Source organism: Saccharopolyspora sp. NPDC049426 (assembly GCF_040676935.1).
In the GTDB taxonomy this organism is placed as follows: Bacteria; Actinomycetota; Actinomycetes; order Mycobacteriales; family Pseudonocardiaceae; genus Saccharopolyspora.
The window spans coordinates 21,768-45,106 of record NZ_JBFAPZ010000023.1 but is presented as its reverse complement, the minus strand read 5'-3'; the positions used below and the strand labels follow the sequence as shown (position 1 = coordinate 45,106).

Below are 23,339 nucleotides of genomic sequence, written 5' to 3'. Positions count from 1 at the left end.
GGGCGCCGGCACGGTCGCACGGTGAGATGCCGGCCGAAAGGCGACCGGCAGCAACGGCGCGACCGTGTCGCGACGGGGCACGGGAACACGGCTGCCAAGTCCGGAACGTGGCGCGTCGGCACTGGCGGCCGGAGGCGTAGGCCGAGAAAGCGCGCACAAAAGAGACCCCCGGTCACGACCGGGGGTCTCTGGTGGAGTGGTGGTCAGGTCAGGCGGCGATGAGCTCCGGCTCGGGAACGGTCTCCACAGTGGCCAGGATGATCATCCGCTCGGGCGCGGCGCCGTCGAGAGCACGGCAGCTGGCGCATTGCCCGTCGTCGGCGGGCTGCTGGCGCAGATCACGCGGCCCGCGCTCGGCGGCGCAGGTCGCACACGTGGCCAACTCCGGAACGCTGACCGGCTGGGCCGGGGGCTCGGGGACGTTGGCCTTGACCCACGCGGCGACCGTGGCCCGGTCGGCGTCGCTGCTGCAGCGGGCCCATTCGCGGCGGAGGTGGTCCAGCGCGGCCGGGTAGTTATCCCAGATGTAGGCGCAGAGAGCTTCGATTGCCTGCTCGTGGGTGGCGTCGTCGGGCGCCTGGATGCCGGGGCGTCCGGCGTCGCGGCACTCGCCGCACAACCCGTCTGAGTGCTCGCTTGCGTCGGCGCGGCTGGGCTCGACGTGGCACCCCAGCGCCACGCAGGGGCGCCCGTTGCCGCGCACGGGGGTGCGGCGTGGGTCGCGTCGTTCCCGGTCCTGGGCAACGGGGTTGATGGCCATGCGGTCGTAATCGACAGCGTGCCCGGGGTGCCCACCGGTGGCGGGTTCCGGTTCGGTGGTGGTGGGGTTGTCGGCGGTGTAGGCCAGGTGCGCGGTGAGGGATTGGGCGGCCTGTTGCTGCTGGCGGCGGTCGCGGCGGCGCTGTGGGTCGTTGTCGGTGCTGACTGGCTCGGCGGTGCGTCGGGTGGCGCGGGCGCGCTCGATGGCGTGGCGATCCCAGCGCGGGGACTCCTGCTCGGATTCGCTTCCGGGTGCGGGGGCGGGCTGGTCGTCTGGGCGGGGAGCGCAGGCTTCGATGACGGCGCGGATGCGCGGGTCGGTGGCACGGTTCCAGGCGGCGCGCAGGTGTGCGGTGGCGGTACGCGGGTAGCAGGTGAGGATGCGCCCGCACTCCAGGAGTGCGGCGGTTTCGACCTCGTCGGCGCTGGCCAGCGTCACGTCCCACTGTTCACGGGCGGCGTGCAGGTCACCGGTGCGCAGCAGTGCGGCCACCGAGGCGACAGAATCGGAAATCGTCACAGAATGCGACATGAAAGACCCCATCAGTTGGTTTTCGTGCAGTAGATCCGGGATTGGCGGTTCCCGGGTGGTGCACTACCAGTCTATCTAAAATGGGGCAATAAATGCAGGGAGAAAGTGATTGTCCCGATGGTGCTTTCGGGTGGTTATCGTGTGCATTGTCGAATGCGAAGGAGAAGGCTGTGACCTGCGGATAAGTTCTGGACGACTATGCGAAGCTGGTTGGTTTTCGCCGTCGTTTCGATAAAGGCCATCACTCCGTTTGGGGTCGCCGAGTCAAGGGTGGGGTCCCCGGGATGGGTGCACAATTCTTCGGAGCTTGCGGAGAATAATTGTGTGCGCATCCCGGGGTGCCCTTGACCCGGTGGGTCCAAACGCCGAGACAATCCGGCCGTCGAAACGCCGGGAAAGCCAACCAGCTGCTCCCGGAAGCCGGAATACCGGAGGCGTGGCATCGCAGCCCGACCGCTCGTTCAGAGGTTGGCCGGGCACGACCGCGTTTCCGTCAACCGGCTCGGCCGACGGTCCCAGGTGTCTACACTGATCACGCGTCCGGCGGGATGGGCTTTTCAGTGGGCCTTCGTGCACGCCGGATGGTTGTCGGGTGTGGTCTTGGCGGAGCCACCACTGTGTGGTGGTTAGCCCTTTGGGCTAACGCACTCGGCATGCGGGGGTGCCCAGGCCACGGCCGGACACCCCCGCACTGCATTCCGCCCCTTCTGCCGCTGACGGCGTGGACCCGGGCGTGTCGGGACGGATCGCCGCTCCCGCTACCTACCGTCGGAAGAAGCCAAGCGAATCCGATGGAGGGGGAACGGGATGAGCGCATCAACACCCCGCGGGGGCCGCAGGCTGCGTCGGTCGACGCGGGTGAGCCAGAACCTGGAACGAGCACGACAGCGCAATGCCGAGCAGCTGGCCGAGCAGAAGAAGCGCGAGCAGTTGGTGGAGGACAACCTCGTTGAGTTCGTCGACGCGGGGGTGGTCATCGCGGCCGAACAGGCCGCCTTGGAGGACAAGGTGGCCGTTCTGCACCGCAAGATCGACCAGGCCCACGCGGAATCTACGGAGCGGGTCGCGGGTGAGCACGCGCGGCAGGCTGCGGCGGCATGGGCGATCCACGAACACGGCGGGCGCAGCGCCGCACAGGTCGCCGAGCTCCTGGAGCTGCGCAGCGAGAAAGAAGCCCGGCGGTTGATCAATACCGGCCGCACCGGCGCCGTGAACCAAGACTCAAGCCGGGCGCGCGCCACCGGCGAGCAGGAGCCCGGTACGGGTGGGGACGCGGCTGAGCAGTACAACACCGGTGCGCCGGATACGTCGATAAGGGCCGTTGTGCCACACCCGACGATTCTGGATCACGACGTGGTGCGGCAGGACGGACAGCGCGACACGGAGTAAGGCCGGACCCGTCGGAGGGGCCAGGTCGTTCGTCGGTATCGCTGTGTGGGTCGCGCACGTCCGGCTTGGGCCGTGTGGCGGTGGACCGGTGGCCGGGCACCGGGGAAGCGTGCCCGGCCACCGGGAGCGGGCTGCGGGGTGTCGGGGTCAGTGACCCGCGCCTCTGCTCGGCCGATCGCGAGCTCGGCGAACCTGGGCCTGCTCGTGGGCCTGCGCTCGCGGAGACACCTGGACGAACTGCTGATCCGGATCGCCCATGACCACCCCGATGCCAAGGTGGTGGACCGGAAGCTGGTCCTGCGCACGTCCAAGGTCCACGGCCGGATCCTCGACGACGAGGGCCGGAGCACCAGGGTCGTCCCGGTGGACCCTTGGGCGGCTCTCCAGGTCTGACGTCAGACTTGCCGGCGACGCCGAGCTCGTAGGGGTGCAGGGTGTCGATGAACATCCGCCGCTGCTCGGGCGTCTGCGGCGCGAGCGCGTTGCGCTATGCGTCGGCGCCGCGGGTCAGCCAGCCGTCGATCGCGGGCAGCATCTCGTCGGTGATGCTGACGATCCGCCGTCGCCGGTCCGCCTCGTCCTCCCGCACTCGGCTGGACCACGCGTTGGAAACGAATTCAAGCTCGGCTTGCCCGGCGCCTCGCTTGCTGCCGGCGAAGTGGTCACGACGGTGCGAACGGTTCGTCTCGTCGCGCGGTGAGATTGGCCATGTCGGCCCGCTCACCTGCGAATTTGACCAGTCGCCGGATGTAGGGATTCTTGCCAACGGAGAGGCTGAAGACCCCTTGCACCAAAAGGATTACACCGAGGACTGGTCAACTCTGTGCCTAGCACCGGACAACTACTTCGTGGCGGAACTGACCATGTGCGGAGCGTCCACGATGACCTGAACCGGCTCGCCACCACCGGGGACGAGGACCAAGACCGTCCAGAGGTCAGAACGAGCGGGTGACGGCTTGGAGGCCACGCGCAATGGTTGGTGCTGCCGCTGCCGCTGGGCGCACCATTGGCCGCGACCCGCAACCATGACCCCTCACCACCGGTGAGGGGTCATGGTTGCGTCGATGCCGACAGCGGCGCCGTTGACTGCGATGACGGGCTTGGTGCAGTCGTTTCGCTGTGGGTTGGTTGGGTGTTCGTGCCGGGCGCACCGGGTACCACAGGGGCGGTCTCGGTGGGCCGGGCAGAGGTCGTCGGAGTCGTCGGGGTCGTCGGGGTGTTGGACTGCTTGCTCGCGAGGTAGCCGAGGATGATCAACACGATCAGGACGCCGCCGACCAACCACGGCCAGTTCGCCCGACGTCGCTCCGGTTCGTATGACACTGGTCTTCTCCGCTTCTGCGTCCGTCAAAGACCTCGCCGACAGCGTTCCGTCGTCGCGATCGGCGAGGAATGTCTGATGGACGCGTCGGCGCGGTCTGTGTGACGAGAATTGGTCCACCCACTGAATCAAACCTCACCGCCGGTGGCAAGATCATCGCTGTCTGTGACGAGTCCGTGTCGGCTGCCGGGGTCGCCCGCGATTTCAAGCCGTGAACGGCAGCACCGCGGCCGTGGCTGATCGCGGCGTCGAGGACGGCCGAGGTCGCGACGGCCCAACCGCGGACAGGTGCATTGGGGCAACCATGTCCGCCCGAGGGGCCGCCCAGGGCTTCAAATGACCCGGGCGCGATTGCCGAGGTCAGGACCTGCCCCGAGAGATCCGCCGTCCCGGTATCGCACGCGGCGGCGATCACGTCAATTCGTCCACCGTGGAGGCACATGCTTGTTGATTTCACCCAGTGGCAACGTGATTCTGGTCGGTGATCTCCCGAGTAGTCCCGGACACTCGCTGTGGAGAGCTGATCGCAAACGGTCAATCTCGTTGCCGGGCTGCCGGTCTCGCGCGTCACGCCCTCACCGCAATTCTTGTCTAGGATGGCAGAGTGCTCCGAACGTGTTGCCGTGGAGCCCCGCCGCGCCACGTTTGGAGGACTCTTGGTGAACAGCGAGCGCGATGATTGGACTGGACCGACTGGGCGGCACAGGCGTTCAGATTCAGCCGGCAGCCCCACTCAACGGTTAGGTCGCCCCACCCCTGGTGGTGGGACGCCTCTGGCGGGTACGACGGGGCCTGGCAATCAGCGGGGAGGGCGCTGGAATGCCAAGTGGTGGCTGCTGGTTCCGCTTTCGGCGGTCATCTGGTTGATCACGACGGGCATCTGCTTGTTCCTGATCGCGTTCGGCGTCGGGTACGTCACGTGGGATGTGGAGAGCCCGGAGTCGGTCGCCCGGGGCACCGCGCAGACGGCTGTGATCAAGTATTCGGACAACACGGAACTGACCCGGATCGTCCCCGCCTCGGGGAATCGGACGATGATCGGAGATGTGACCCGCGAGGTGTCCGATCCGATGCGGGATGCCACGCTCGGGGCGGAGGATCCGACCTTCTACCAGAACCCCGGTTTCGACGTGAACGGAATCGTCCGGGCGGTGTGGGGTCAGCTCACCGGTGATGACAGCGGTGGCGGTTCGACATTGACCCAGCAGTACATCAAGCTCTCCACCGGCAACGACGAGCACACCTACACGCGGAAGTTCAAGGAAATCGTGCTGGCGTACAAGATGAGCCAGCAGCAGTCCAAGAACGAGATCCTCAAGGCGTACTTGAACACCGCGTACTACGGCCGGGGCGCGTACGGGATCCACGCCGCCGCCAACGTGTACTTCCACAAGGAACCGAAGGACCTGGACGCCTCCGAGGCGGCGGTGCTGGCGGGGATGGTGCAGCAGCCGTCCAACAACGACCCGCGCATCAACCCCGTGCAGGCCCAGCGCCGGTGGACCTACGTCGCCGACCAGATGGCGCGCTACGAATTCGTGACGGCCGAGCAGCGCGCGGCGATGGGGTTCCCGGCGACGCAGAACGGTGCGGACCGGACGAACCAGGCAACGGGCACGCATTACCAGATCCGCGAGCAGGTGCTCGCCGAGCTGGATCGGGAGGGCTACAACCAGCAGAGCCTGGAGCAGCACGGCTACACCGTCGTCACCAACATCGACCGTCAGGCCCAGAAGGCTGCCGAAGATGCGGTCAGCACGGTGATGCAGGGCCAGCCGAGCGACCTGCACCCGGCGCTGGTCGCGGTGGAACCGAGCACGGGAGCGATCCGCGCCTACTACGGTGGCGGCGGCACCGACGCGGGTGGGTTCGATTACGCCAACGCGCCGCAGCAGCCCGGTTCCGCGTTCAAACCGTTCGTGGCGCTGGCCGGGCTGGAGCAGAACCGCGGCCTGGGTGAGCTCTACGACGGCTCGTCGCCGCGTGAGATCGCGGGGACGACGTTCGCCAACAACCCGGGTGTCAGGTGCGACGACCCGCTGCACTGCAGCGTCCGCGAGGCGATGACGAAATCGGTCAACACGGTGTTCGTGGACATGGGGGTGCAGTTCGGGACGGCCAAGGTCGCCGAAGCCGCCCACCAGGCGGGCATCCCTCGCGTGGCCAACGGCACGCCGACCCTGGTCAACGCCGACGGCACGACCAGCGCCGGCATCGCGTTGGGCATGTACCCGGTGCGCACCACCGACATGGCCGGTGCTTACGCGACCTTCGCCAACGACGGGATGCGCAACCAGCCCCGGTTCGTCCAGAAGATCGTGGACAACACCACCGGCGAGACCGTGCGGGATTTCGGCCCGCAACCGCAGCCCGCGTTCGATGCGAAGGACCCGCACCGCAACCGGAACCTGGCCGCGAACGTGACGGAGTCCTTGCTCCAGGTCGCCGACCACTCCCATCTGCCGCTGGACGGAAGGCCGGTGGCCGCGAAAACCGGAACACACCAGTACGGCAACGGTGACGGCGCCGACAACGAGAAGGCCTGGACGGTGGGCTACACCCCGCAGATCTCCGCCGCCGTGTCGATGAGCGCGGGAGACGCGCAGCACCCGGTGCTGCCGGTGCGGGACGCCAATGGCGGCCCCGTCTTCGGCGCTGGCCTTCCCGGACACATCTGGCAGCAATTCATGAACGCCTACCTCGCAGGCAAGCCCGTCCAGCCCTTCACCAGAGCCGGACCGATCGGACAGTTCCTCCCACCGCCACCACCCGCGCCGGTCGCCCCACCGCCACCGCCCGAGCCCGGTCCGCCACCACGCGAGCCCGGCCCACCACCGAAGCGGCCCGGGCACTCGAAGCACGGCAATGGTGGCGGCGATTGACGAGCCGGGTACCGCGAGAACGGGCTCAGCTGCGGAGTTCTGGGGAATCCGAGGTTGAGCCCGGCGTGGCTGGGATCGAGCCAGCGGGTGGCGACGACCTTGCCGGGCGTGAGGAAATGCACGCCTTCGGTGCCGTGGGGACGGGGACCGGAACGTTGATGCCGATCATGCCTACTTCGATCTCGTTCTGCGAGACCGGTCGAGGAGAGACGTGCCGCAGCTGGGAAGGTGGGGACAGCAGTGCCGCTCACCCGGTCATCGAGCCGGGTGAGCGAGCCTGTGTAGTGCGGAAGGTCAGTGCCTGCGGGTGGGGCCGTCGGTGTCTTCACCGTGGGGTCGGGGAGCACGGAGCGGCCCGAACAGGGAGAGGATCGTCTCGACGGTGGCGTGGGCCTGGATTCGGGCGGCGGTGCGGTCGATCTGGTCGAGGATCGTGGCGAACCAGTGGCCGAAGGTGTCGGTGAATGGTGCGGGTTCGCCGTGCTCGGTGGCGCCGGTGAGCACGACGGGGCCGTAGAGGGTCGGCACGAACTCCGGGGTGACGGCCAGGCGCTGGGCGTGGGCACGGCCGTGTTCGGTGGAGGCGTAGGTGCCCTGGGCGACATCGACGATGAGCTCACAGACAAGCCCTGTGGCGGTGTCGTTGAGCTCGCTGGTGTGTGCCCCGTCTTCACCGGCCCAGATCAGGACGTCGGGGGTGTACTGAATGAGCTCGGCGAGCGGGTCCCCGACCCGGGTGGCGATGGCGGGAACCGGTTCGGCGCGGGGGATCTCGATGAGTTCGATGCGGTCCTGGTCGAGCAGTACGGCGCGCATCATCTCCGGCCCGGAGACATCCCAGAACCCGCTGGCGGCCGGGGACGGCTCCTGCGGTGCGGAGAGGGGTGCGAGGAGCTGCTCGATGTCGTCGAGGAGGTCACGGGGTGGCTGGTGCATGACGAGGTCTGCCTTTCGCAGTGGGTGTGAGCTGGGTGAAGACAGCACGAGGCCCCGGCTGGAGTCGGTCTGATTTCCGGTTCCAGCCGGGGCCTCGTTGTGAGGGGCGCCGGTTGTGTGCCGGGGCCCGGCTGCGGCACGGGCCCCGGCGGTGTGTTGGTCAGGGGGAGTCCGGGGTGTCCGGTGTTTCCAGGACGGTGCCGGGGTCGATGCCGAGCGCGTCCAGTAGGGCGGCAAGGGCGAGGACGTCGACGTCGAGGGAGGACTGGACGACGGTGGCGGTGGAGTCGAACCAGTGGGTGAAGGCCTCGGAGAGCGGACCGGGTTCGCCGTCGTCGGCCACACCGGTGATCACGGCGTTGCCGTAGATGGCGGGAACGAACCCCGGGGTGTCCAAGAGTGCCCGGGTGTGGGCGCGGGCGCGGTCGCTGGCGGCGTAGTTACCGGTGGTGATGTGGTTCAGCAGCTCAGTGATGAGCGAGGTGGCGCCCGGGTTGAACTCATTGGTGCGCTGGCTGTTGTCCCCGACCCAGATCAGGGCATCCAGGGTGTAGCGGACGCGTTCGGTGAGCGGGTCACCCACTCGCGCCCGGATGGCGTGCTGGGGCTGGTGGCGGGGGATCTCGATGATGCCCGCGCCCTCGCGGGTGAGCAGGATCGCGGTCATCATCTCCGGCGTCGACGGCGCCCACCAGGCCTCGTCCTGCGGGGTGGCGTGCCAGGTGGCGGCGTCGGGTTGCTGGGTCATGACGGATTTCCTCCTTCGGGTTGGTGGTGTCGGTTTGCAGGCACCGGCGAGCGCAAAGAAGAAGGGGTCGGTGCCGTCGGTTGGTGGAACGGCACCCACCCCGTTGGGGGCGGTGATCAGAACGGCGCGTCGGCGGCGCCGGCTCCGGCGGGCGCGGCGGCCCACATGTCGTCGGCGGGGGGCTCGTCGGTGGTGGTGCGGGTGGCTTTGCGGACGGTGGCGGTGGCGTAGCGCAGGGCGGGGCCGATCTCGGTGACGTCGAGCTCGACCACGGTGCGCTTGTCGCCCTCGCGGGTTTCGAAGCTGCGCTGCTTCAACCGGCCCTGCACGATCACGCGGGTGCCCTTGGTGAGAGATTCGGCGACGTTTTCGGCCAGCTGACGCCAGGCGTTGCAGCGCAGGAACAGCGACTCGCCGTCCTTCCACTCGCCGCTCGCGCGGTCGAGAAAGCGCGGGTTGTTGGCGACGGTGAAGTTCGCCACGGCCGCGCCCGAGTGGGTGAACTTGAGCTCGGGGTTGGCGGTCAGGTTGCCGACGATGGTGATTTCGGTTTCTCCAGCCACAACGGGCCTCCTCAATCCACGAAAATTCGCTTGCAACACCGACACCCCGAAGACCGGGCCAACACGTGGCCGGGTTGTGTGGTTGTGGGGTGTCGATCTGCGACCGCGCGATCGGGACGGGACGGGTGGTGCAAGGGTTTATCGCGTAGCGACGCCGCAGGCGCCCTTGCGGCACCCGGCGCGTGCTGATCTGATTCGCCTCAGATCGACCCACCACAGCCACGCAATCGCCGCCCCCGAACTCAGCAAACACCAGCAACCCCACCGCGAAGCTCTACGGGATTCGGCCCCTGCGGGATGTTCGCGATCAAGCCACCTGGTCTTCCACAGGTGCTGCGGTGAGCTGGTTGCGGAGGAAGGCGCGGTAGCTATTCGGGGTGACGTTGCGGCGGCCGATGGTCATCGAGTGCTCGGTGAGTTCACGTCGGCGGGCTTCGTCGAGCAGGCCCCGGGCGTAGCGGCGCATGCCGGGCTCACCCGCCCGAGCACGCGCGAGGGCTTGGGCGGCGAGGGCGCGGAGGTCGTGGGGTGTCTTCACAGGTCGTCCTCGTCGGCTTCGTTGAAGTCTTCGGCGTCGCGTTCGATCGATTCGGTGTGCACGTCGGAGTCCTGTGAGGACACGATGAGAGCGTCTTGCGCCCAGCGGCGCGCGATGTCCTCGCTTTCGGTGCCGGTGACCACGACCTCGACGGAGAGGGTGACGGTGCCTTTCCAGCCGGGGACGTACTCGGGTAGGTCCAGGTCCCGCAGACCCCCGTTCATGCCGGTGAGGCAGATGTCGCCGTCTTTGTGGGCCTGGATGATGCGGGATCGGACCTGTGTGCGGAACGCGGTGAGTTCGGAGCGGGCTTGCTCGAGCGCGCGTTGCAGTTCCTCGATGCGTGCGTGGGAGTGTTCGGGCAGCGGCATGAGAGGCCTTTCGATCGTGGGAATTTCAGGCAGGTTGGTGAGGCGTCGTGCGCGGGCGGCTGGTCTGGCGCTCCGGGACCAGCCGCGCGCGCAGGGCGGTGGGCTGGCGTTACCGGCGGCGTCGCAGGAGGGGGCGGAGCCGGTCGAGGAGGCTGGGCTTGGGTGTGGGGGTGAAGGCGAGGCGGAGGACGACGTCGGCCACCAGTGCCGGATCGGCGTGGATCGTGCCGCCCCGTTGCCGGTAGCCGCGCCGGATCGAGTCGATGAACAGCGGGCACAGACCGGGACTGCCGTCGTCGGCTTGGAAAAACTCCCGCGGCATCCCGCTGTTGCGGACTCGTTGTGCGAAGTCACGCACGATCGGATCCCGTCTCAACTCGGCTCTGAGGTCGGTGTTCATGGGGTGCTCGTTTCGTCGGTGGCCACGGCGTTGTCCGGAGGCACATCCGGGGGCAACGCCTGGGGCCGGTCGACGACCACCGCCGGATGCCCCACGACGCTCGCGTGATCGGCGACGGCCCGTTCGAGCCCGGCCTGCTTGGTGCTGTAGCACTGGCCGAGCCCGATGCCGGCGCCGTGGCAGGTGGGGCACCACAGCACGAAGCCCTCGTCAGTGGTGCGGAGGGTGATCTGGTGGGGCTGATAGTGGTAGCTCAGCGCCGCGACGATCAGCGACGCCGTGCCACTAGAGACGGTGTGGCAATCAGGCAGCCGAAACCCCCGACCAGTAGGACCACGGAAAACAACGTGGACGCGGTTGTGTTCAGGGTGTTCGGTGAGCACACCGATCACATGACGGCCGTAGAGAATTCGGGTCCGGTACGGGTCGCGGCGCTGGGCAACGACATTCGGCAACATCGCGGATCCTTTTCCATGCAGAAGGCAGAAAAAGGGCAGACGACCGACACCTTCAGCGGCAGTGCCACGGTGGGGTAGCCGGTGTGGGTCGTTCTGCCTGCGGCCGCGTGTGCTGGATCGGGGGTCCGGAACGCAAGCACGGCGGGGTCCCCTCTGGGGTGCCGTGTTGCGTGGAGCGGCCCGCGATCCAGCAGGCTGCAGTGCAGGCAGAACCCCACCCGCCACCGACACACGAACACAAACCCGATTAGCACGAACCGGGCGGGGGTGGTGGGTTAGCGGTTGTGGCGGTGGTAGCCGTACATCATGGCGCGGACTTGGGCGGTTTCGCGGCGGTACCCGCGCACCCACAGGGCGATGGCGATCGCCGCGGCACCCAGCATGAGCGGGAACGCCAGGGCGATTGAGTCGCTGTGCACGGCGGTGGCCAGCGGTACCGCGACAGGCCCACCCACGGCGAACACCAGCTGGCGACGTGGGACATCGGGGGCGAACCACCGGCGGGTCAGCCACCCGGCGAACAGCCCGGTGGGGGCGCCGAGGGCGGCCAGCACCGGGACACCGGCCAACCAGTACGGAAGGTGAGTGAACACGCTGCCGGTGAGGACGTTGAGCAGACCGGTGGCGGCGGCGCCCAGCAGTACACCGAGCCCGGCCGCTCCGCACAGCCGGGCGTAGACGATGAAGGGCTGGAACCGCATGGCCAGCGATGCTAAGCCACGGCACCGACGATGACGGCCCGATCGCAGGGCGTGCCGCCGGTCGGTCGAGGCTCGAAACGTCGAAGACAAGAGAAGCTCCCCTTCTAGTGGAGGTGTGGTGTGTGACAGTGGGCGCGTGCAGGACGCGCGGGTGGCGTGTGGAGCAGGGCCAGGGCACACCTGTCCCTGCGGCTATGCGGTGTTGTGTCCCAGACGCAGTGGGGGAGTTGCGTAACTGCAGGTCACGGGTTCGCCGTGGTGCCATCCGCCGCACTCGATGGTCCCGAGAACCCGGCTGGAGACGGCGAGCCTGGCGCGGGTGTCGGCTTCGGCGTCATCGATGCTGCTGCCGTAGAGCTGCTCCCGGTGTTCCTGGTCGTCGATATCCACCGGTGTGTCGGGAAAAGCCTCCTGCCACAGGCGGAACACCAGTCCGGTCGCGGTGGCACTGAGCGGCGCGGTCTGGCTGGCATAGCAGAACGCGAGCACGATCTCGGCAGCGGTGGCGGGCCGCGTGTCCTCGCCCTGGGCGACGCGGTCGAGGAGTTCGCGGGCGTGGCCGCGGTAAACGAACTCCGTACGCATCCGGTCACCAGTGGGAGTCAGGAGCGCGAAGCTGTGGTGCAGCGTGTCGGCATGGGCAGGATGGCGCCGTCGCGCGGCACTGATCTCGTCCTCGGCCCACTCCATCATGTCGAACACCGGGACAAGTTCTCGGTGCACGTCGTCGATGAGGTCGGTGAGTTCGGTGAACAAAGGGCTCTCCCATCACAAATACGGTGGAGTGCAGTCAGAACCGGGTGCCCGGTCGGCACGTCCGGAGGCGCGCAGTCGCGAGAAGCTGGTGTCGGAGACACAAAATGGCCCGGCTTTCAGGCGGTGTGTTACCGAACGAAAGCCGGGCCCTGACACGCAGCTGCGCGGTGCTCTGCTGCTACTTCGTGGCGTCGGTGGTGTCGGTGTAGTGCCGGAGGAACTGCGCGAACTCCGACGGCGGGATGCCGCTGTCCAGGGTGTGGCGGATCAGGTCGGCGAGAGTGTGTTCGGGATCGGCCTCCAGAGCCCGGCCGAGCGCGATCTGGGTGAGGGCCCCTTCGCCGCGCACGTAGGTCGACACCGCCAGCAGCGTGGCGACGTCGGCGAGCTCGGGTGCCGGGGCTTTGCGGACGAGGGTGATCCACAGGTTTTCCGCGGCACCGGCGTGCTCGCCCAGCGCGGTGGGCAGGAGAGCGTCGCGGACGCGCCTGTCGGAGATCCAGTGCAGCATCCGCACAAGCGAGTCCTCATCCGGATACGCGTCACCGGCGATACCCGCGATGGCCGCGGCGATCGCCTCCACACGTTCGGCGACCGCGTCGGTGCCGGTGTCGTCTAGGCCGAGCCCGTCGAGCTTGACGGCCCATTCGGCCGCGGTGGCCCCGTCTCGCTCGGGGGCGATGAGCGCGCACATGTCCTCGCGGCTGGAGAACAACACGTGGCCGCGTGCTGCCAGCTCCGCCCCCAGCACAGAGGTCGTCGGGTCACCGACCGTGCCGCGCAGATCCGGGTCGAGGTAGGAGATCCACTCGGCACCGTCGTGAATGTCGGGGGTCCACGCCGCGGTCAGCACCGGGAGCCCGGCCGTGGTGAGCGCGTCCAGGAGGCCGCTGATGAGCTGGTGGTGAGGCAACCCGTCGGGCTGTTCGGTGTCGGGGTGGGTGATGACGAACAGCAGCACGGCGTCGGGCTGCAGAGTCTGCAGCGGTCCGGTGAGCAGGTAGGACAGGAACTGCGCGTAGTGCTCCGGGGCGGGGAGGCTGGCCCGCATCGTGGCACCCAACCGGGGCTGGCCACTGTGGCGGTGGTGGGCGTTGACGATGACCAGTGAGTCGACCGGGTAGAACCCGATCAGATGAGGCAGCCCGGCGAGCAGGTCCGGGACCGAGTGCATGGGCACGGCGGTGGGGTCGTTCATGGGTGTTCCCTCCGTGACGTGTTGGGACAGGCTGAAAAAGCCCCTCGCCCCCGTGGCCACGAGTGCGTAGCCCAGGGGGCGAGGGGTTGTCGATCTGGGTGAAGGCGGGATCAGGACGCCGGTGGGGGTGGCGGGGTGTGCGCAGCACATCGCGCAGCGACGCCGCAGGCGCCCGTGCCACCCCGGCCGGGGTCCTGATGTGCTGCGCAGCAGGTCGAGGTCCTCGGGCGAGACACGGCCCGTCAGTGACCCCTGGTTAGCTGTGGGTGGAAGGCTGGTGGGTTTCGGTGATGCGGCGGGGGCGCTGGATGCCCCAGGCCAGACCGGCTCGGATGGTGGTGTCGGCCTCGTCGGTGGTGAAGCCGTCCCGGCCGAGATGTCGCTCGACGGCCTGGCGCAGGGTGTTGTCGGCGACGGCGTAGTCGAGTTCCTGGCCACCGACCAAACGCCCCAACGCGCCTGCAGCCCGCAGCAACGCGTGATGACGCTGCCCGGTTACTGCCCGGGCCACGGCCTCCGTTTCGCCCCGGAGGACGGCCGCGACATACGCCGCGGCACGCTCAGGCGTAAGCCGCAGGTCCGACGATTCCGACACCGGATGGGGTGTGACCAGGCCGGTGATCCACTGCGGCAACGGTGCGATCGGGGCGTCGTAGTGGAGGCGATACCGGCCCTCGCGGAGCACGGACCCGGCGGCCACCACATAGCCCCCGGCGCCACGGGTGTCGACCAGCGGCCCGAGCTGCCCGACCGTGCACCGTAGCTCCGGTTCGTCCGGGGCGGCGAAATACAGATGCTGCCCACCACTCGGGGTGGCCACCGTGTAGGTATCGGCCGGAAACGGCTCTCCGGCTTTCTCGGCGAGCACCGCGAGGACGTCCCGGCCGGTGCGGTGCTCACCGGCGTTGGTCGTGGGTGAGTCGTGTGGAGTGTCGAGGTCGATGACGAGCAGGTGGCTGGGGCCGCAGGCGATGCCGACGTTGTAGGGTGCCCGCCGCCACCACGCTGTGATCCGTTCGGGATCGGTGGTCGCGGCGGTTTCCCACGCACTCACGGCCGGCTTTTTGCTGCGGGGCCGCAGTGGAAATACCCAGTGCCCCGCCCCGGCTGTCTGGAGGGCGAGGCGCATCAACCGTGGCCCTACTGCCGTGTCGGTAGGTGTGGATGACATGGCTGAGGAGTCCTTCCTGGACCTCACGGTAAGCCCCCGTCGGCGCATTTCGTCGCACCCCGAGGAGCCACCGCATCGCTCAATCGAGCTGGGTGGGTTCCGGGAGATCGCTGGGGGTTTCGCGGGGCGGGTCGATCTCGTTCCAGCCGAAGGGCTCGCAGGCGAAGAAGTGCCCGTCCACGCACACCACGTCACCCACCGACAGCGGCCGGTTGCCCTGCTCCCGGTAGGCCACGGTCCGCGGGTCGATCGGGCCGGAATCGGGGGCATGACCGACGAGGCCGAAGATTATGAAAGCGCGCTCGGCGACCTCGATGCCAGGGGTCGCGGGCTGGACGTCGAGGTCGTCGTAGGTGTCGACGCAGGTGAGGGTGTCGCGCAGCGTGTAGCCGTAGAACTGGGCTTGGGGGTTGTTGTTGTGCAAGATCCGGACCTTCGCGGGCTCGCGAGAGGGCCACGATGCCGGGTTCGCGCGGGTGTTCACGGTGGATTCCTCCCCTGGACATGGCGAACGCCGGTCCTGCCGCTGCAGGACCGGCGTTCGCCAAGGCGACTGTTACTGGGATTCGTCGGAATCGTCAGTGGACTCCTCGGGTGCGGCCTCGGCCGCGGGCGGTGGGGTGGTGGTGCGGATGCGTTCGATGAGGGCGGTGAAGAAGTCGTCGACGTGCCGCAGTGCTGTCATGACGACACCACCAACGAAAACGAGAACAAGGATCTGAAAGACCAACGAGAACAACCACATGGGACAAACTCCACGTAGGAAATTGGTGGTTTGGTGCAAGTGCCGCAAGACCTGGGCGGGATCCAGCCCACGGCGCTAGTGGTGGGGTTTGTGGCTGTGGTCGCGGGCGAGCTGGCCGAGTTGGCGGCTGCGCTCGGCCCGGCGGAACCATTCGGCCTGCAGCGTGTCGAGCCGCGCGGTATCGCGATCGATGTTCACGTCGAACGTCAGCACCTCGAGATGCTCGTTACTGACCTTGGATAGATCGGAATCGTCTCCGACAGGCACCGAAAACCCTCTCCTCCAGCGACCAACGCGGCGATCCCGGGCACCCCACAGTGGGGATCCGGGATCGCCGCGAGACGTGCAGATGGCACGCGGGATTCAGGCAGCCTCGCCCTCCGGCGTGGCCGTGGCGGTGTCGGGGTGCAAGACCAGCTGTTCCACCGGGGACAGCGTGTAGCCCCAGCCTTCGAGCGCGGCGAGGTAGCGCTGATCGGCCGGAGTGGGGGAGCGCCAGGTGCTCACGGTGTGGGCAGCGTCGTAGGCATGCTCGTAAGCGCAGAGCACGAGCCCGAGTTCGAGCATGGTGACCTGGTCCTCAGTCATCCGACGCCCACCGGCCTGAAGCCGGTCGATGCGTTTGTCGCCCAGCACGGTGCGGGCGTAGCGGTTCCCGCGACTGATCGCCTTGGTCACCTGATCATCGCCGGCGGCGAGAACGGAAGCCAGAAACTGCCTAGCCTGTTTCGGGGGCGTCTTGCGCTGCAGGAACTCGCCCAACCACTCCCGGCGGACCTCCAGCGCGGCACGCCACTGCGGGTTGTACGCCCGCGCCCGCTGCCGCTCAGCCTTCTGCTCCTCGGTCAGCCCGCTCTCGGCGGAGGCGTCGGAGCGCGGAGCGTGGCCGTGGGTCTTCCAGTCCAGGCAATGCCAGGACACACGCGGTTCGCCGAGGTAGGTCGACCGCACGCTCGCGGCATGCCCCGGGCAGGACTGGTGCTCCTCAAGCTTGTCCGCAAGGATCTCGCCCTGGGGGTTCTTCAGCTCCGAGAGCGCACGAGCGGTCTCGGGAAGCTCGGCGGAGTCGACCACGTTGACGCCCGCCGTGCGCAACCGCTGCAGTTCGGCCTCGCGGGCCTGCCGCGCCTCGAGCTCGTTGCGCCACCGAGCCATCACATGATGGAGCTGCGCCGGCCGGTTCTCCAGCGTGTCGACGATCTCGGCGTAGGCGTCCTCGTCGTTCTCGAACTCGCTGATCGCGGCGATCTCCACCATGTTCAACTGGGCATGCTGGCGAGCCAGCGACGACGTCTTCTCACTGCGGCGGACCTTCAACGCGGCGTTGACGAGGGTGACGTCGGTGGTGAGTTTCTCGGCGATGTCGTCCGGGTTGAACCCGAACAGTGCCATCTGCTCGATCATCGCGGCCTTGTCGGCCTCACCGAGGCCGCGGCGGTGCTCGTTGGCGATCCACTGATCCACCAACCGCTGCCACTCCTCGGCCTCGGCCTCATCGACCAACAGAGCCGGTACCTGATCCTGCTTGTGGTGCAGGGCGCAGAGGACCCGGGTGAACCCATCGATCACCGCCGGCCCCTCCGGGGTGGGGGTGGCCAGGAGAGGAAGGCGGACCCCGTGGGTGCCGATGCTGGCCAGCATCTCCGGCTCCTCGGCCTCCAGATCTGTAATCGTGCGCGGATTGTTGCGAAGGACCAGGTCCTGCGGGTTGAGGTGGTCGAAGTACGGCAGCTGCCGCTCAGTGGTGGTCATGAGTGCTCTCCATTCAACGAAGCCGGAACACAAAAAGGCGGCGGAGCCGGGCTCGTGCCCGACTCCGCCGCTCATGAGCTGGAGTTCTTGGTCTGTGGGGAGGATGCGATTCAGCGCTCGCGGGAGTTCAGGACCGGTCTGGATCCTCGGTCGGCCAGGCGTTGGGCGGCGGACGATCCGGCCCCCGGGATACCGGCTTGGCCACGACCACGGCCGGTTGACCGCAGAGGTCTTCGTGGTCGGCCACGGCACGCTCCTGCGCTTCAAAGGGACAGTCGTAGAAGCGCGAAAGGACGGTGCCGGCCGTGTGGCAGGTGGGACAGCACACCCCGTAACCGCGTGCGGAGACGTAGCCGATGGCGATCTCGTGGGCACGGTAGTCGTAGTGCAGTGAGGCGGTGATGATCGAACTGACCCCGCCGGTGATGTCCTCCACCGCGGGCATGGCAAAGCGCGTGCCCGACGGCCCGCAAAACGTCACCCGCACCTCGGAGTCCTCGCGAGGGTGATCGAGGATGCCGATCACGTGCGCGTCGTCGAGGAAGATCCGTGATTCGTCATGGCCGTACTGAAACCTGGTGTATTTCGGCAAATTCATCGATACGTGATCCTTTTCGCAGGAACCAGAAAAGGACAGAACCCCGCCACCGAACCCTAGGCGGGGCAGCGGTGGCGTGCGGGGGTTCTGCCTGCGGCCCCGCGGCTGGGCGGTGGGCCCGGAACGCAACACGGGCGGGGTCCCCTCCGGGGTGCCCGTGTTGCGTGCAGCGGCCCGGCGTCCAGCACCCTGCCCGCAGGCAGAACACCGAAACGCGACACCGCTGCCGGGCGACTTGTCACAACAGGCGAACAGACACAGCGGCCCGCGGTCGGAGTACCGGTGCACGAGCGCAACCGTGATACGCGGCGGAAACTCAGGCTTGTACCGCCCGCAAGCTCGGGCATAAGTACCCGTTAGGAACGCGGATCTCCCGCCATCCAGAGCGCATGCGCGCGGAAACTGCCACAGGCCAGCCATCCAGCGACTCCGTGGGCACCCACTCGGTCCGCTCGCCTTGACTTTCGGCGTACTTGCTGCTGATCGCACGTGACTTACCAGGCGCCCGACACGGAAGGTCGCCATGCGTGGCGGACAGGAGACTCGCGCGAATCAGACAGGGTTCACACGACGTGCCGACCGTCTCGCACGGTTCGAGCTGATCCGGCTCGGGCTCGGTTTTGCGTAGCGCTTCCACCATCGGCCCGGGTTGGACGGCTTCCCAGAGATGGATGATCCGTTGAGTACGGGTAGCTGTATGGCGACGGGCGAGGATGACGGTCACTTGCGAACCCCACAGAGTGCCCGCAGGCCCTTCTCGCGGTAGGTGCCGCACGCGGGCACTACGGTCCGGTCGAGCTCCGAAACATCCTCGAGGTGCAGGGCGTCGAGAGGGTCGCTTCACAACTTGCCGCCTACCGAGCGACCCGAACACGTGACCAATGAAGACGACTTCTCCGCTGCTTCCGGCGTTTCCACATCCGATCAACCTTCCTAAACTGGAGCCAGGCCCCGTGCCGGCGACTGCGAATCACGACACGGGGCCTGGCGGCCCGGCCGGGGTGTGGCCCGTGCTCCACTCGGATACGGAACCCGGCCGGGCGGTCTTCATTTCGAAACGAACGCCCCACCCCTCAACTGGGGTGGTCGGCACAGGCGATTTGCCCGCTGAGCTGCCGGTGATTCGAGGCCCGCATCTTCGGAGCCGCTGTCATGCCTCGGCCCCGACCGACCGGCCCTCGAGGTGTCCAGCACGCACCATCGGCACACCGGCAAGCTCGTGCGCGGCAATGTTGCAGGTGACGCAGGTCGCCCACAGCCACGCGGTAACGCCATAGAAAGCGACCGCGTATTCACCGCAGAGCATCCGGCTGGAATCACCGTCAGCTACGCGTCCGTGCGAAGCGTGTCTCTGGCCGTCGGCAGGGACCCAGTGGAACGGGTGCGGCCTCCACGCAGTACTCAATGTGTTCTCCCCACAGCTTCCGGTCGACGCATCCGTTCGTTGCGCTCCGCAGTCATCACGTAACCGTGTGGAGTTGATGTGGGGCAGGGTGTGGGCGAAACTCCCACACTTATCCGTGGCCTCGTGTTCGTGCAGCTAGCTACGCTGGCCTGATCGGACACACACTGCGCACTTGACTGGAGACTCCCGTGGCCCGTACGCAGGAAGCGGTCACCGAACTGCGCCGCGGCCTCGGGGCTGTGCTCCGCCGGTACCGGGAGGCGTCACCGCTCGACCAAACCGCTATCGGGAGGATCACCGCCTACTCTCGAACATCAATTTCACACATCGAGTCCGGCCGGCAGTTCCCCGACCGCGGTTTCTGGGAAACCGCTGATCAAGCCCTCGAAGCCAATGGCGAATTGGTTGAGGGCTTCGATCGTGTCGTCGCGGAAGAGAAGCGGGTCAGGATTGCTGAGCTGCAGGGCGGGCCGGTACGAAGGTTTGACGCAACACCACAACCACCGCGGTTCCCCGGCTCGCCGCGCGACGAGGATGGGCAGGACGACGTGAATCGCCGCGAACTACTCCGCCTTGTAGCAGCGACCGGAAGCCTGCTTGCGATCCCCGCTGTCGATGTCGATCGAGTGCGGCACGCCGAAGCACATCCCCGCCACCTCGACTCGGCGACCCTGGACGCCTACGAACAGCTCAACGACACGCTGTGGGCACGGTTCGCCGAAGCACAATCCAAACGCGAGGTGCTCCCGGCTGTACGACAACAGCTTGCGACCCTGCATGCGAGCTTGAATGAGTCCCAAACCGCTCATGTACAGCGCCGCTTGTGCACGACAGCCGGTGATCTGTTCCAACTCTGCGGGGAAGCCTTCTTCGATAGCGGCAACTACGCGGCCGCCGCGCAGTGCTATGCCGAGGCCGCGCATGTCAGCAAGGAAGCGCGCGATCCCGACCTCTGGGCATGCGCCATGACGCGCCATGCCTTCATCAGCATCTACGAACACCAGTTCAACGATGCCGTTCCATTGCTGGAAGGGGCGGCCAAGCTCGCGGTGCGGGGCGACCCCGCCCGGACGACCCGGTACTGGGTTGCGGCCGTCCAAGCCCAGACCTACGCGGGTCTTGAGGACTTGTCCGCCTGCCAACGGGCGTTGGACAGGGCCGATGAAGTTGCCGGCCTTGACCACAAGGCACCTGCGACAGGCTGGCTTCGATTCGAAGGGTCACGCCTGGACGAGGAGCGCGCCGCGTGTTTCGTCACCCTGCGCCGCCCGGAGCTGGCTGAGCCTGCACTCAACAAGGCACTGGGGCAAGCGAGGTCGGCGCGCCGTCGTGGCAGCGTGCTCGTTGATCTTGCGACCGTCGGCGCTCAGCGAGGAGACGTCGACCAGCTGGTGATGAACGGTGCTGCGGCAGTGGACAGCGCCAGGCAGACGGCCTCGGTCGGATACGTTGGCCGCAAGCTCGGAGATCTTCGAGAGCAGCTGGTGCCGTACCTCGGCGACCGGCATGTGCGCTACCTGGATTCGCAGATCAAGGACGTCGTGTCCGTAACCAACTCACAGTGAGGAGAGGTTTTCAGTGTCGGACGAGAAGGGCCGCATCTTCCGCGAGGCATGGATCGCTGGGGTGAATGCGCATTACCCCGGCGAGCCCAAGCCCGGATACATCGCACCGTGGGAAGAAACGCCCGACTGGGAACGTGCGAGCGCGGCGGCGGTGTATCAGCAGGTGCAGGACTTCATCGAGACCACGGCCGGCAGTGCTTCGAAGCTCACCCGCGAGCAAAAGGGCAGGTTCGTGGCGCTGTGCTGGACCGGCCAGATCTACAAGCATTTCGCCGACCCCAAGCCCGCCTACGTCGCTGACTGGGCGGACATGCCCGAATGGCAGCGCGAAACCGATTCCGACATCTTCGAGCGCATCGAAAAGGAGATCGCGCCACACACCGCGTCACGGTGATCTCGCAACTTTCCCAGCCGCCGCGTGCGACCACCAAGTGCTCGTAGCTCGAGGAAGTTGACACCGACGTGTACGGCGCGCATGCGCGGCTGGAGAACGTGGGCCGTGCCCGACCTTCCACGAGGAGACTGCGTCCGCATGGACGCCGGACGGATATCAGTGCTCCATGCGGGGCGACGGCCTGCTGTGGCTGGTGCAGCGGCGGGCCTTCAGAGAGGTTGCCGCACGTTGAGATCAACAGCATGGTCCTGGACGGGTCGGTGTCCCCAGCTGCGATGCAGCTGGGACACCTATCCATCAACCCTCTGTGACCGAGCGCATACTCGGCGCTATCCTGATCGCGCGGCCCACCAAGGGGGATGACGATGGCTGATCACGAGATCGCACCGGGACGGGATCCCGAGTACCCGAGTCAGATCTGGATGAACCCGAAGCAGTGCCTGCATCCGCACGAGTACGTGCGGCTCCAGGCGGCCAACTTCCCGCCTGGAAACCCGGATGCCGCCGTGTGGCGTGTGGACTGCTTCGCCTGCGGTGCCAGCTGGGACCAGACCAACTCGCCAGGCTGGGTGCTCGACTTCCTTACCGAGGTGATCAGTTCCGGCCAGTTCGCGGCCGTCGGTACCCCTGGTGACGTCGATCTCGCCAGTCGAATTGAGTGGGAACGCCAGACCCGCAGCTCGCAGATGCTGAAGGACGTCACTGGCGAGGACAACCCCATCGACGCATCCAATCAGGCGATTTCCACTCAGAGCCTTCTCGCGAAGTTCGACCGCTGATAACTTGATCGATGTGGCCCGTGCTCCGAAAAATGGAGCACAGCAATGAATCTCCTGATTGACGGCACCGAGCTGAACTTCGTGAAGGCGAGCCGCTCGCACATTGACGGCAAGGAGTGCATCCACGTCGCCGTTGAGGGGACTTCGGCATTCCTGGTCGAGTCCGACAACCCCTCGGCGGTCGTTGAGACCTCCGTGCGCAACCTCGCCATCTTCTTCGACGGGATCAAGCGCGGCGAGTTCGACCACCTGGTTACCGGTGCCCTGGAACCGGCAGTCTGAACCACCTGGCATGACGACCCGACGTCCCGTCACAGCGGGGGCGTCGCGTCGGACAGCGCTCCGTTAATCGAAGTCAGGAGGAAGTGTCCAGGACCGCCGCGCCGCTATCTCCGGGCCAACATTGACCCCGCGATTACGTTCTGCGCCGTAGGCCCAGTCTGACCTTCAACGGTGAGACTGTTATTGCTGGTCAGGCCGTGATCTGGCCAAGTGGCGACACAGCAGAAGCCTGACCGACTGCGAGATGGGGTCTTCGCCGGCTATTGGTCCTGCTCACGGTCCCGCTTGGTGTGTTCTCGCAGTTCGCGTTTGGCCTGGTCCATGTCGAACCGCGCTTGACCGCCTGCGGTGACCGACGCGGGTGTGATCACACCGCGCCGGACCCACCGTGCGATCGTCTGACGCGTGACGCCCAGCTCGCGCGCCAGCTCCGAGCTGCTGATGAGGCGCGACTGACTAGGCATGCCCCGAACTTACGAACTCCGGAGCATGCCGTCTTTCCCAATGTTACAGTTGTTCCTCAGTTTACAGATATTCCAGTTTGGGGCGTCTTCCTGGGGAGGCCGTTGCCTGTGTTGCAGCAGACGGAGCCGGTGGTCCGATGGCAACCACACGCTGGCCGACGCCATGCCTACCGCCCCGATGAGGACTCAGCGTTGTGCGGGCTTGACCTGGTCATTCGCAAGGCGACCGAGATCGAATGGCTCGACGACACCTGCCCGGAATGCCGACGAGCGGCATGGGCCGTCGTGAACCCGGCACTTCCGAATCCGCATCCGGGGGAGGCCCACCAAGCGCTCCAAGCGTGATCGCCGATACGAATCGAGAGGAGTTCATGACTAGTCCCGAGTCGGCCACAGACCAACCCTGTGAGCCAGAAGTGGTCGTCGGACCACCAATCCCGGCGCCTGTTGGACTCGACCCCGCCGTCTTCGGGGTTGGGCTAGAGATTGAGCGCGAATCCAGCTCCGATCCTGAGTAGTTTCGCGCTGTCAGTCGTGGCCGACGCTGTAGAAAACTCTGCGGCGTCGGCCTCGCACGTTCACTGGGCCGTTCGTGTGAGACGACGTCGACAAGCGCAGGAGCTGAAGCAATC

At 67.1% G+C, this 23,339-nt stretch carries 27 protein-coding genes and 1 pseudogene; 8 read left to right on the top strand and 20 right to left on the bottom strand.

Annotated elements, in window-relative coordinates:
- Positions 1–208 precede the first annotated feature (208 nt).
- The gene (locus AB0J78_RS32195; RefSeq protein ID WP_363795636.1) at positions 209–1,291 is read right to left on the bottom strand and encodes a hypothetical protein; all 1,083 of its coding nucleotides are present in this window, start codon (positions 1,289–1,291) and stop codon (positions 209–211) included.
- An 858-nt stretch (positions 1,292–2,149) separates the two neighbouring features.
- Here AB0J78_RS32195 and AB0J78_RS32190 point away from each other — a divergent pair.
- The 4 genes from AB0J78_RS32190 (at position 2,150) to AB0J78_RS32175 (ending at position 6,883) form a co-directional block, all read left to right on the top strand.
- Entirely contained in the window at positions 2,150–2,680 is a 531-nt protein-coding gene (locus tag AB0J78_RS32190; protein ID WP_363795634.1) for a hypothetical protein, read from the top strand.
- Between the two features lie 150 nt (positions 2,681–2,830).
- Entirely contained in the window at positions 2,831–3,073 is a 243-nt protein-coding gene (locus AB0J78_RS32185; RefSeq protein WP_363795632.1) for a hypothetical protein, read from the top strand.
- A 41-nt stretch (positions 3,074–3,114) separates the two neighbouring features.
- Positions 3,115–3,570, top strand: coding sequence for a hypothetical protein (locus AB0J78_RS32180; RefSeq protein ID WP_363795630.1), 456 nt, complete (start codon positions 3,115–3,117; stop codon positions 3,568–3,570).
- Between the two features lie 1,294 nt (positions 3,571–4,864).
- Entirely contained in the window at positions 4,865–6,883 is a 2,019-nt protein-coding gene (locus tag AB0J78_RS32175) for a transglycosylase domain-containing protein (RefSeq protein WP_363795628.1), read from the top strand.
- Positions 6,884–6,921: 38 nt separating this feature from the next.
- Here AB0J78_RS32175 and AB0J78_RS32170 read toward each other — a convergent pair.
- The 18 genes and pseudogenes from AB0J78_RS32170 to AB0J78_RS32085 all read right to left on the bottom strand — a co-directional run.
- Positions 6,922–7,073, bottom strand: a pseudogene (locus tag AB0J78_RS32170) (methylmalonate-semialdehyde dehydrogenase (CoA acylating)); the annotation flags it as partial.
- Positions 7,074–7,177: 104 nt separating this feature from the next.
- Complete coding sequence (locus AB0J78_RS32165; RefSeq protein ID WP_363795626.1) at positions 7,178–7,819, bottom strand: hypothetical protein; 642 nt, start codon at positions 7,817–7,819, stop codon at positions 7,178–7,180.
- A gap of 160 nt (positions 7,820–7,979) precedes the next feature.
- Complete coding sequence (locus AB0J78_RS32160) at positions 7,980–8,567, bottom strand: hypothetical protein (protein WP_363795624.1); 588 nt, start codon at positions 8,565–8,567, stop codon at positions 7,980–7,982.
- Between the two features lie 116 nt (positions 8,568–8,683).
- On the bottom strand, positions 8,684–9,130 hold the full coding sequence (locus AB0J78_RS32155) for a single-stranded DNA-binding protein (protein ID WP_363795622.1): 447 nt from the start codon (positions 9,128–9,130) through the stop codon (positions 8,684–8,686).
- Between the two features lie 307 nt (positions 9,131–9,437).
- The gene (locus tag AB0J78_RS32150; protein WP_363795620.1) at positions 9,438–9,668 is read right to left on the bottom strand and encodes a hypothetical protein; all 231 of its coding nucleotides are present in this window, start codon (positions 9,666–9,668) and stop codon (positions 9,438–9,440) included.
- Positions 9,665–10,039 (bottom strand): hypothetical protein, encoded by a 375-nt coding sequence (locus AB0J78_RS32145; RefSeq protein ID WP_363795618.1) that lies wholly within the window; start codon positions 10,037–10,039, stop codon positions 9,665–9,667. The genes AB0J78_RS32150 and AB0J78_RS32145 overlap by 4 nt, the downstream gene beginning before the upstream one ends.
- Before the next feature lie 109 nt (positions 10,040–10,148).
- The gene (locus tag AB0J78_RS32140; protein WP_363795616.1) at positions 10,149–10,397 is read right to left on the bottom strand and encodes a hypothetical protein; all 249 of its coding nucleotides are present in this window, start codon (positions 10,395–10,397) and stop codon (positions 10,149–10,151) included.
- Positions 10,398–10,435: 38 nt separating this feature from the next.
- Positions 10,436–10,897, bottom strand: a complete 462-nt coding sequence (locus tag AB0J78_RS32135; RefSeq protein ID WP_363795614.1) for a hypothetical protein — start codon at positions 10,895–10,897, stop codon at positions 10,436–10,438.
- 275 nt (positions 10,898–11,172) lie between these two features.
- Positions 11,173–11,598, bottom strand: a complete 426-nt coding sequence (locus AB0J78_RS32130; RefSeq protein WP_363795612.1) for a hypothetical protein — start codon at positions 11,596–11,598, stop codon at positions 11,173–11,175.
- A gap of 192 nt (positions 11,599–11,790) precedes the next feature.
- Positions 11,791–12,354 (bottom strand): hypothetical protein, encoded by a 564-nt coding sequence (locus AB0J78_RS32125; RefSeq protein WP_363795610.1) that lies wholly within the window; start codon positions 12,352–12,354, stop codon positions 11,791–11,793.
- A 178-nt stretch (positions 12,355–12,532) separates the two neighbouring features.
- Positions 12,533–13,552, bottom strand: coding sequence for a DUF4192 domain-containing protein (locus AB0J78_RS32120; RefSeq protein WP_363795608.1), 1,020 nt, complete (start codon positions 13,550–13,552; stop codon positions 12,533–12,535).
- 256 nt (positions 13,553–13,808) lie between these two features.
- Positions 13,809–14,681: a bifunctional DNA primase/polymerase gene (locus AB0J78_RS32115; protein ID WP_363795606.1), complete on the bottom strand. Its 873-nt coding sequence runs from the start codon at positions 14,679–14,681 to the stop codon at positions 13,809–13,811.
- A 121-nt stretch (positions 14,682–14,802) separates the two neighbouring features.
- Positions 14,803–15,207 (bottom strand): hypothetical protein, encoded by a 405-nt coding sequence (locus tag AB0J78_RS32110; RefSeq protein ID WP_363795604.1) that lies wholly within the window; start codon positions 15,205–15,207, stop codon positions 14,803–14,805.
- 72 nt (positions 15,208–15,279) lie between these two features.
- On the bottom strand, positions 15,280–15,408 hold the full coding sequence (locus tag AB0J78_RS32105) for a hypothetical protein (RefSeq protein ID WP_363795602.1): 129 nt from the start codon (positions 15,406–15,408) through the stop codon (positions 15,280–15,282).
- Between the two features lie 135 nt (positions 15,409–15,543).
- Positions 15,544–15,735 (bottom strand): hypothetical protein, encoded by a 192-nt coding sequence (locus tag AB0J78_RS32100; RefSeq protein WP_363795600.1) that lies wholly within the window; start codon positions 15,733–15,735, stop codon positions 15,544–15,546.
- 96 nt (positions 15,736–15,831) lie between these two features.
- A complete protein-coding gene (locus AB0J78_RS32095; protein WP_363795598.1) occupies positions 15,832–17,220 on the bottom strand; it encodes a hypothetical protein in 1,389 nt (462 codons plus the stop codon).
- A gap of 127 nt (positions 17,221–17,347) precedes the next feature.
- Entirely contained in the window at positions 17,348–17,818 is a 471-nt protein-coding gene (locus AB0J78_RS32090; protein ID WP_363795596.1) for a hypothetical protein, read from the bottom strand.
- A 1,150-nt stretch (positions 17,819–18,968) separates the two neighbouring features.
- Positions 18,969–19,223: a zinc finger protein gene (locus AB0J78_RS32085; protein ID WP_363795594.1), complete on the bottom strand. Its 255-nt coding sequence runs from the start codon at positions 19,221–19,223 to the stop codon at positions 18,969–18,971.
- 188 nt (positions 19,224–19,411) lie between these two features.
- Here AB0J78_RS32085 and AB0J78_RS32080 point away from each other — a divergent pair, with 188 nt between their 5' ends.
- From AB0J78_RS32080 to AB0J78_RS32065, 4 genes are all read left to right on the top strand, one after another.
- The gene (locus AB0J78_RS32080; RefSeq protein ID WP_363795592.1) at positions 19,412–20,788 is read left to right on the top strand and encodes a helix-turn-helix transcriptional regulator; all 1,377 of its coding nucleotides are present in this window, start codon (positions 19,412–19,414) and stop codon (positions 20,786–20,788) included.
- Positions 20,789–20,801: 13 nt separating this feature from the next.
- On the top strand, positions 20,802–21,182 hold the full coding sequence (locus AB0J78_RS32075) for a hypothetical protein (RefSeq protein ID WP_363795591.1): 381 nt from the start codon (positions 20,802–20,804) through the stop codon (positions 21,180–21,182).
- A gap of 365 nt (positions 21,183–21,547) precedes the next feature.
- Positions 21,548–21,961: a hypothetical protein gene (locus AB0J78_RS32070; RefSeq protein WP_363795589.1), complete on the top strand. Its 414-nt coding sequence runs from the start codon at positions 21,548–21,550 to the stop codon at positions 21,959–21,961.
- A gap of 45 nt (positions 21,962–22,006) precedes the next feature.
- Positions 22,007–22,243: a DUF397 domain-containing protein gene (locus tag AB0J78_RS32065; RefSeq protein ID WP_363795587.1), complete on the top strand. Its 237-nt coding sequence runs from the start codon at positions 22,007–22,009 to the stop codon at positions 22,241–22,243.
- Positions 22,244–22,503: 260 nt separating this feature from the next.
- Here the strand turns inward: AB0J78_RS32065 and AB0J78_RS32060 are convergent, their stop codons facing one another.
- Positions 22,504–22,707, bottom strand: coding sequence for a MerR family transcriptional regulator (locus tag AB0J78_RS32060; RefSeq protein WP_363795585.1), 204 nt, complete (start codon positions 22,705–22,707; stop codon positions 22,504–22,506).
- Positions 22,708–23,339 lie beyond the last annotated feature (632 nt).

What these genes read in the sequence shown, in the direction of transcription:
- AB0J78_RS32195 (WP_363795636.1), bottom strand. Translation starts at nt 1,291, where the DNA reads ATGTCGCATTCTGTGACGATTTCCGATTCTGTCGCCTCGGTGGCCGCA.
- AB0J78_RS32165 (WP_363795626.1), bottom strand. Translation starts at nt 7,819, where the DNA reads ATGCACCAGCCACCCCGTGACCTCCTCGACGACATCGAGCAGCTCCTC.
- AB0J78_RS32160 (WP_363795624.1), bottom strand. Translation starts at nt 8,567, where the DNA reads ATGACCCAGCAACCCGACGCCGCCACCTGGCACGCCACCCCGCAGGAC.
- AB0J78_RS32145 (WP_363795618.1), bottom strand. Translation starts at nt 10,039, where the DNA reads ATGCCGCTGCCCGAACACTCCCACGCACGCATCGAGGAACTGCAACGC.
- AB0J78_RS32135 (WP_363795614.1), bottom strand. Translation starts at nt 10,897, where the DNA reads ATGTTGCCGAATGTCGTTGCCCAGCGCCGCGACCCGTACCGGACCCGA.
- AB0J78_RS32130 (WP_363795612.1), bottom strand. Translation starts at nt 11,598, where the DNA reads ATGCGGTTCCAGCCCTTCATCGTCTACGCCCGGCTGTGCGGAGCGGCC.
- AB0J78_RS32120 (WP_363795608.1), bottom strand. Translation starts at nt 13,552, where the DNA reads ATGAACGACCCCACCGCCGTGCCCATGCACTCGGTCCCGGACCTGCTC.
- AB0J78_RS32115 (WP_363795606.1), bottom strand. Translation starts at nt 14,681, where the DNA reads ATGCGCCTCGCCCTCCAGACAGCCGGGGCGGGGCACTGGGTATTTCCA.
- AB0J78_RS32105 (WP_363795602.1), bottom strand. Translation starts at nt 15,408, where the DNA reads ATGACAGCACTGCGGCACGTCGACGACTTCTTCACCGCCCTCATCGAA.
- AB0J78_RS32095 (WP_363795598.1), bottom strand. Translation starts at nt 17,220, where the DNA reads ATGACCACCACTGAGCGGCAGCTGCCGTACTTCGACCACCTCAACCCG.
- AB0J78_RS32090 (WP_363795596.1), bottom strand. Translation starts at nt 17,818, where the DNA reads ATGAATTTGCCGAAATACACCAGGTTTCAGTACGGCCATGACGAATCA.
- AB0J78_RS32070 (WP_363795589.1), top strand. Translation starts at nt 21,548, where the DNA reads ATGGCTGATCACGAGATCGCACCGGGACGGGATCCCGAGTACCCGAGT.
- AB0J78_RS32065 (WP_363795587.1), top strand. Translation starts at nt 22,007, where the DNA reads ATGAATCTCCTGATTGACGGCACCGAGCTGAACTTCGTGAAGGCGAGC.
- AB0J78_RS32060 (WP_363795585.1), bottom strand. Translation starts at nt 22,707, where the DNA reads ATGCCTAGTCAGTCGCGCCTCATCAGCAGCTCGGAGCTGGCGCGCGAG.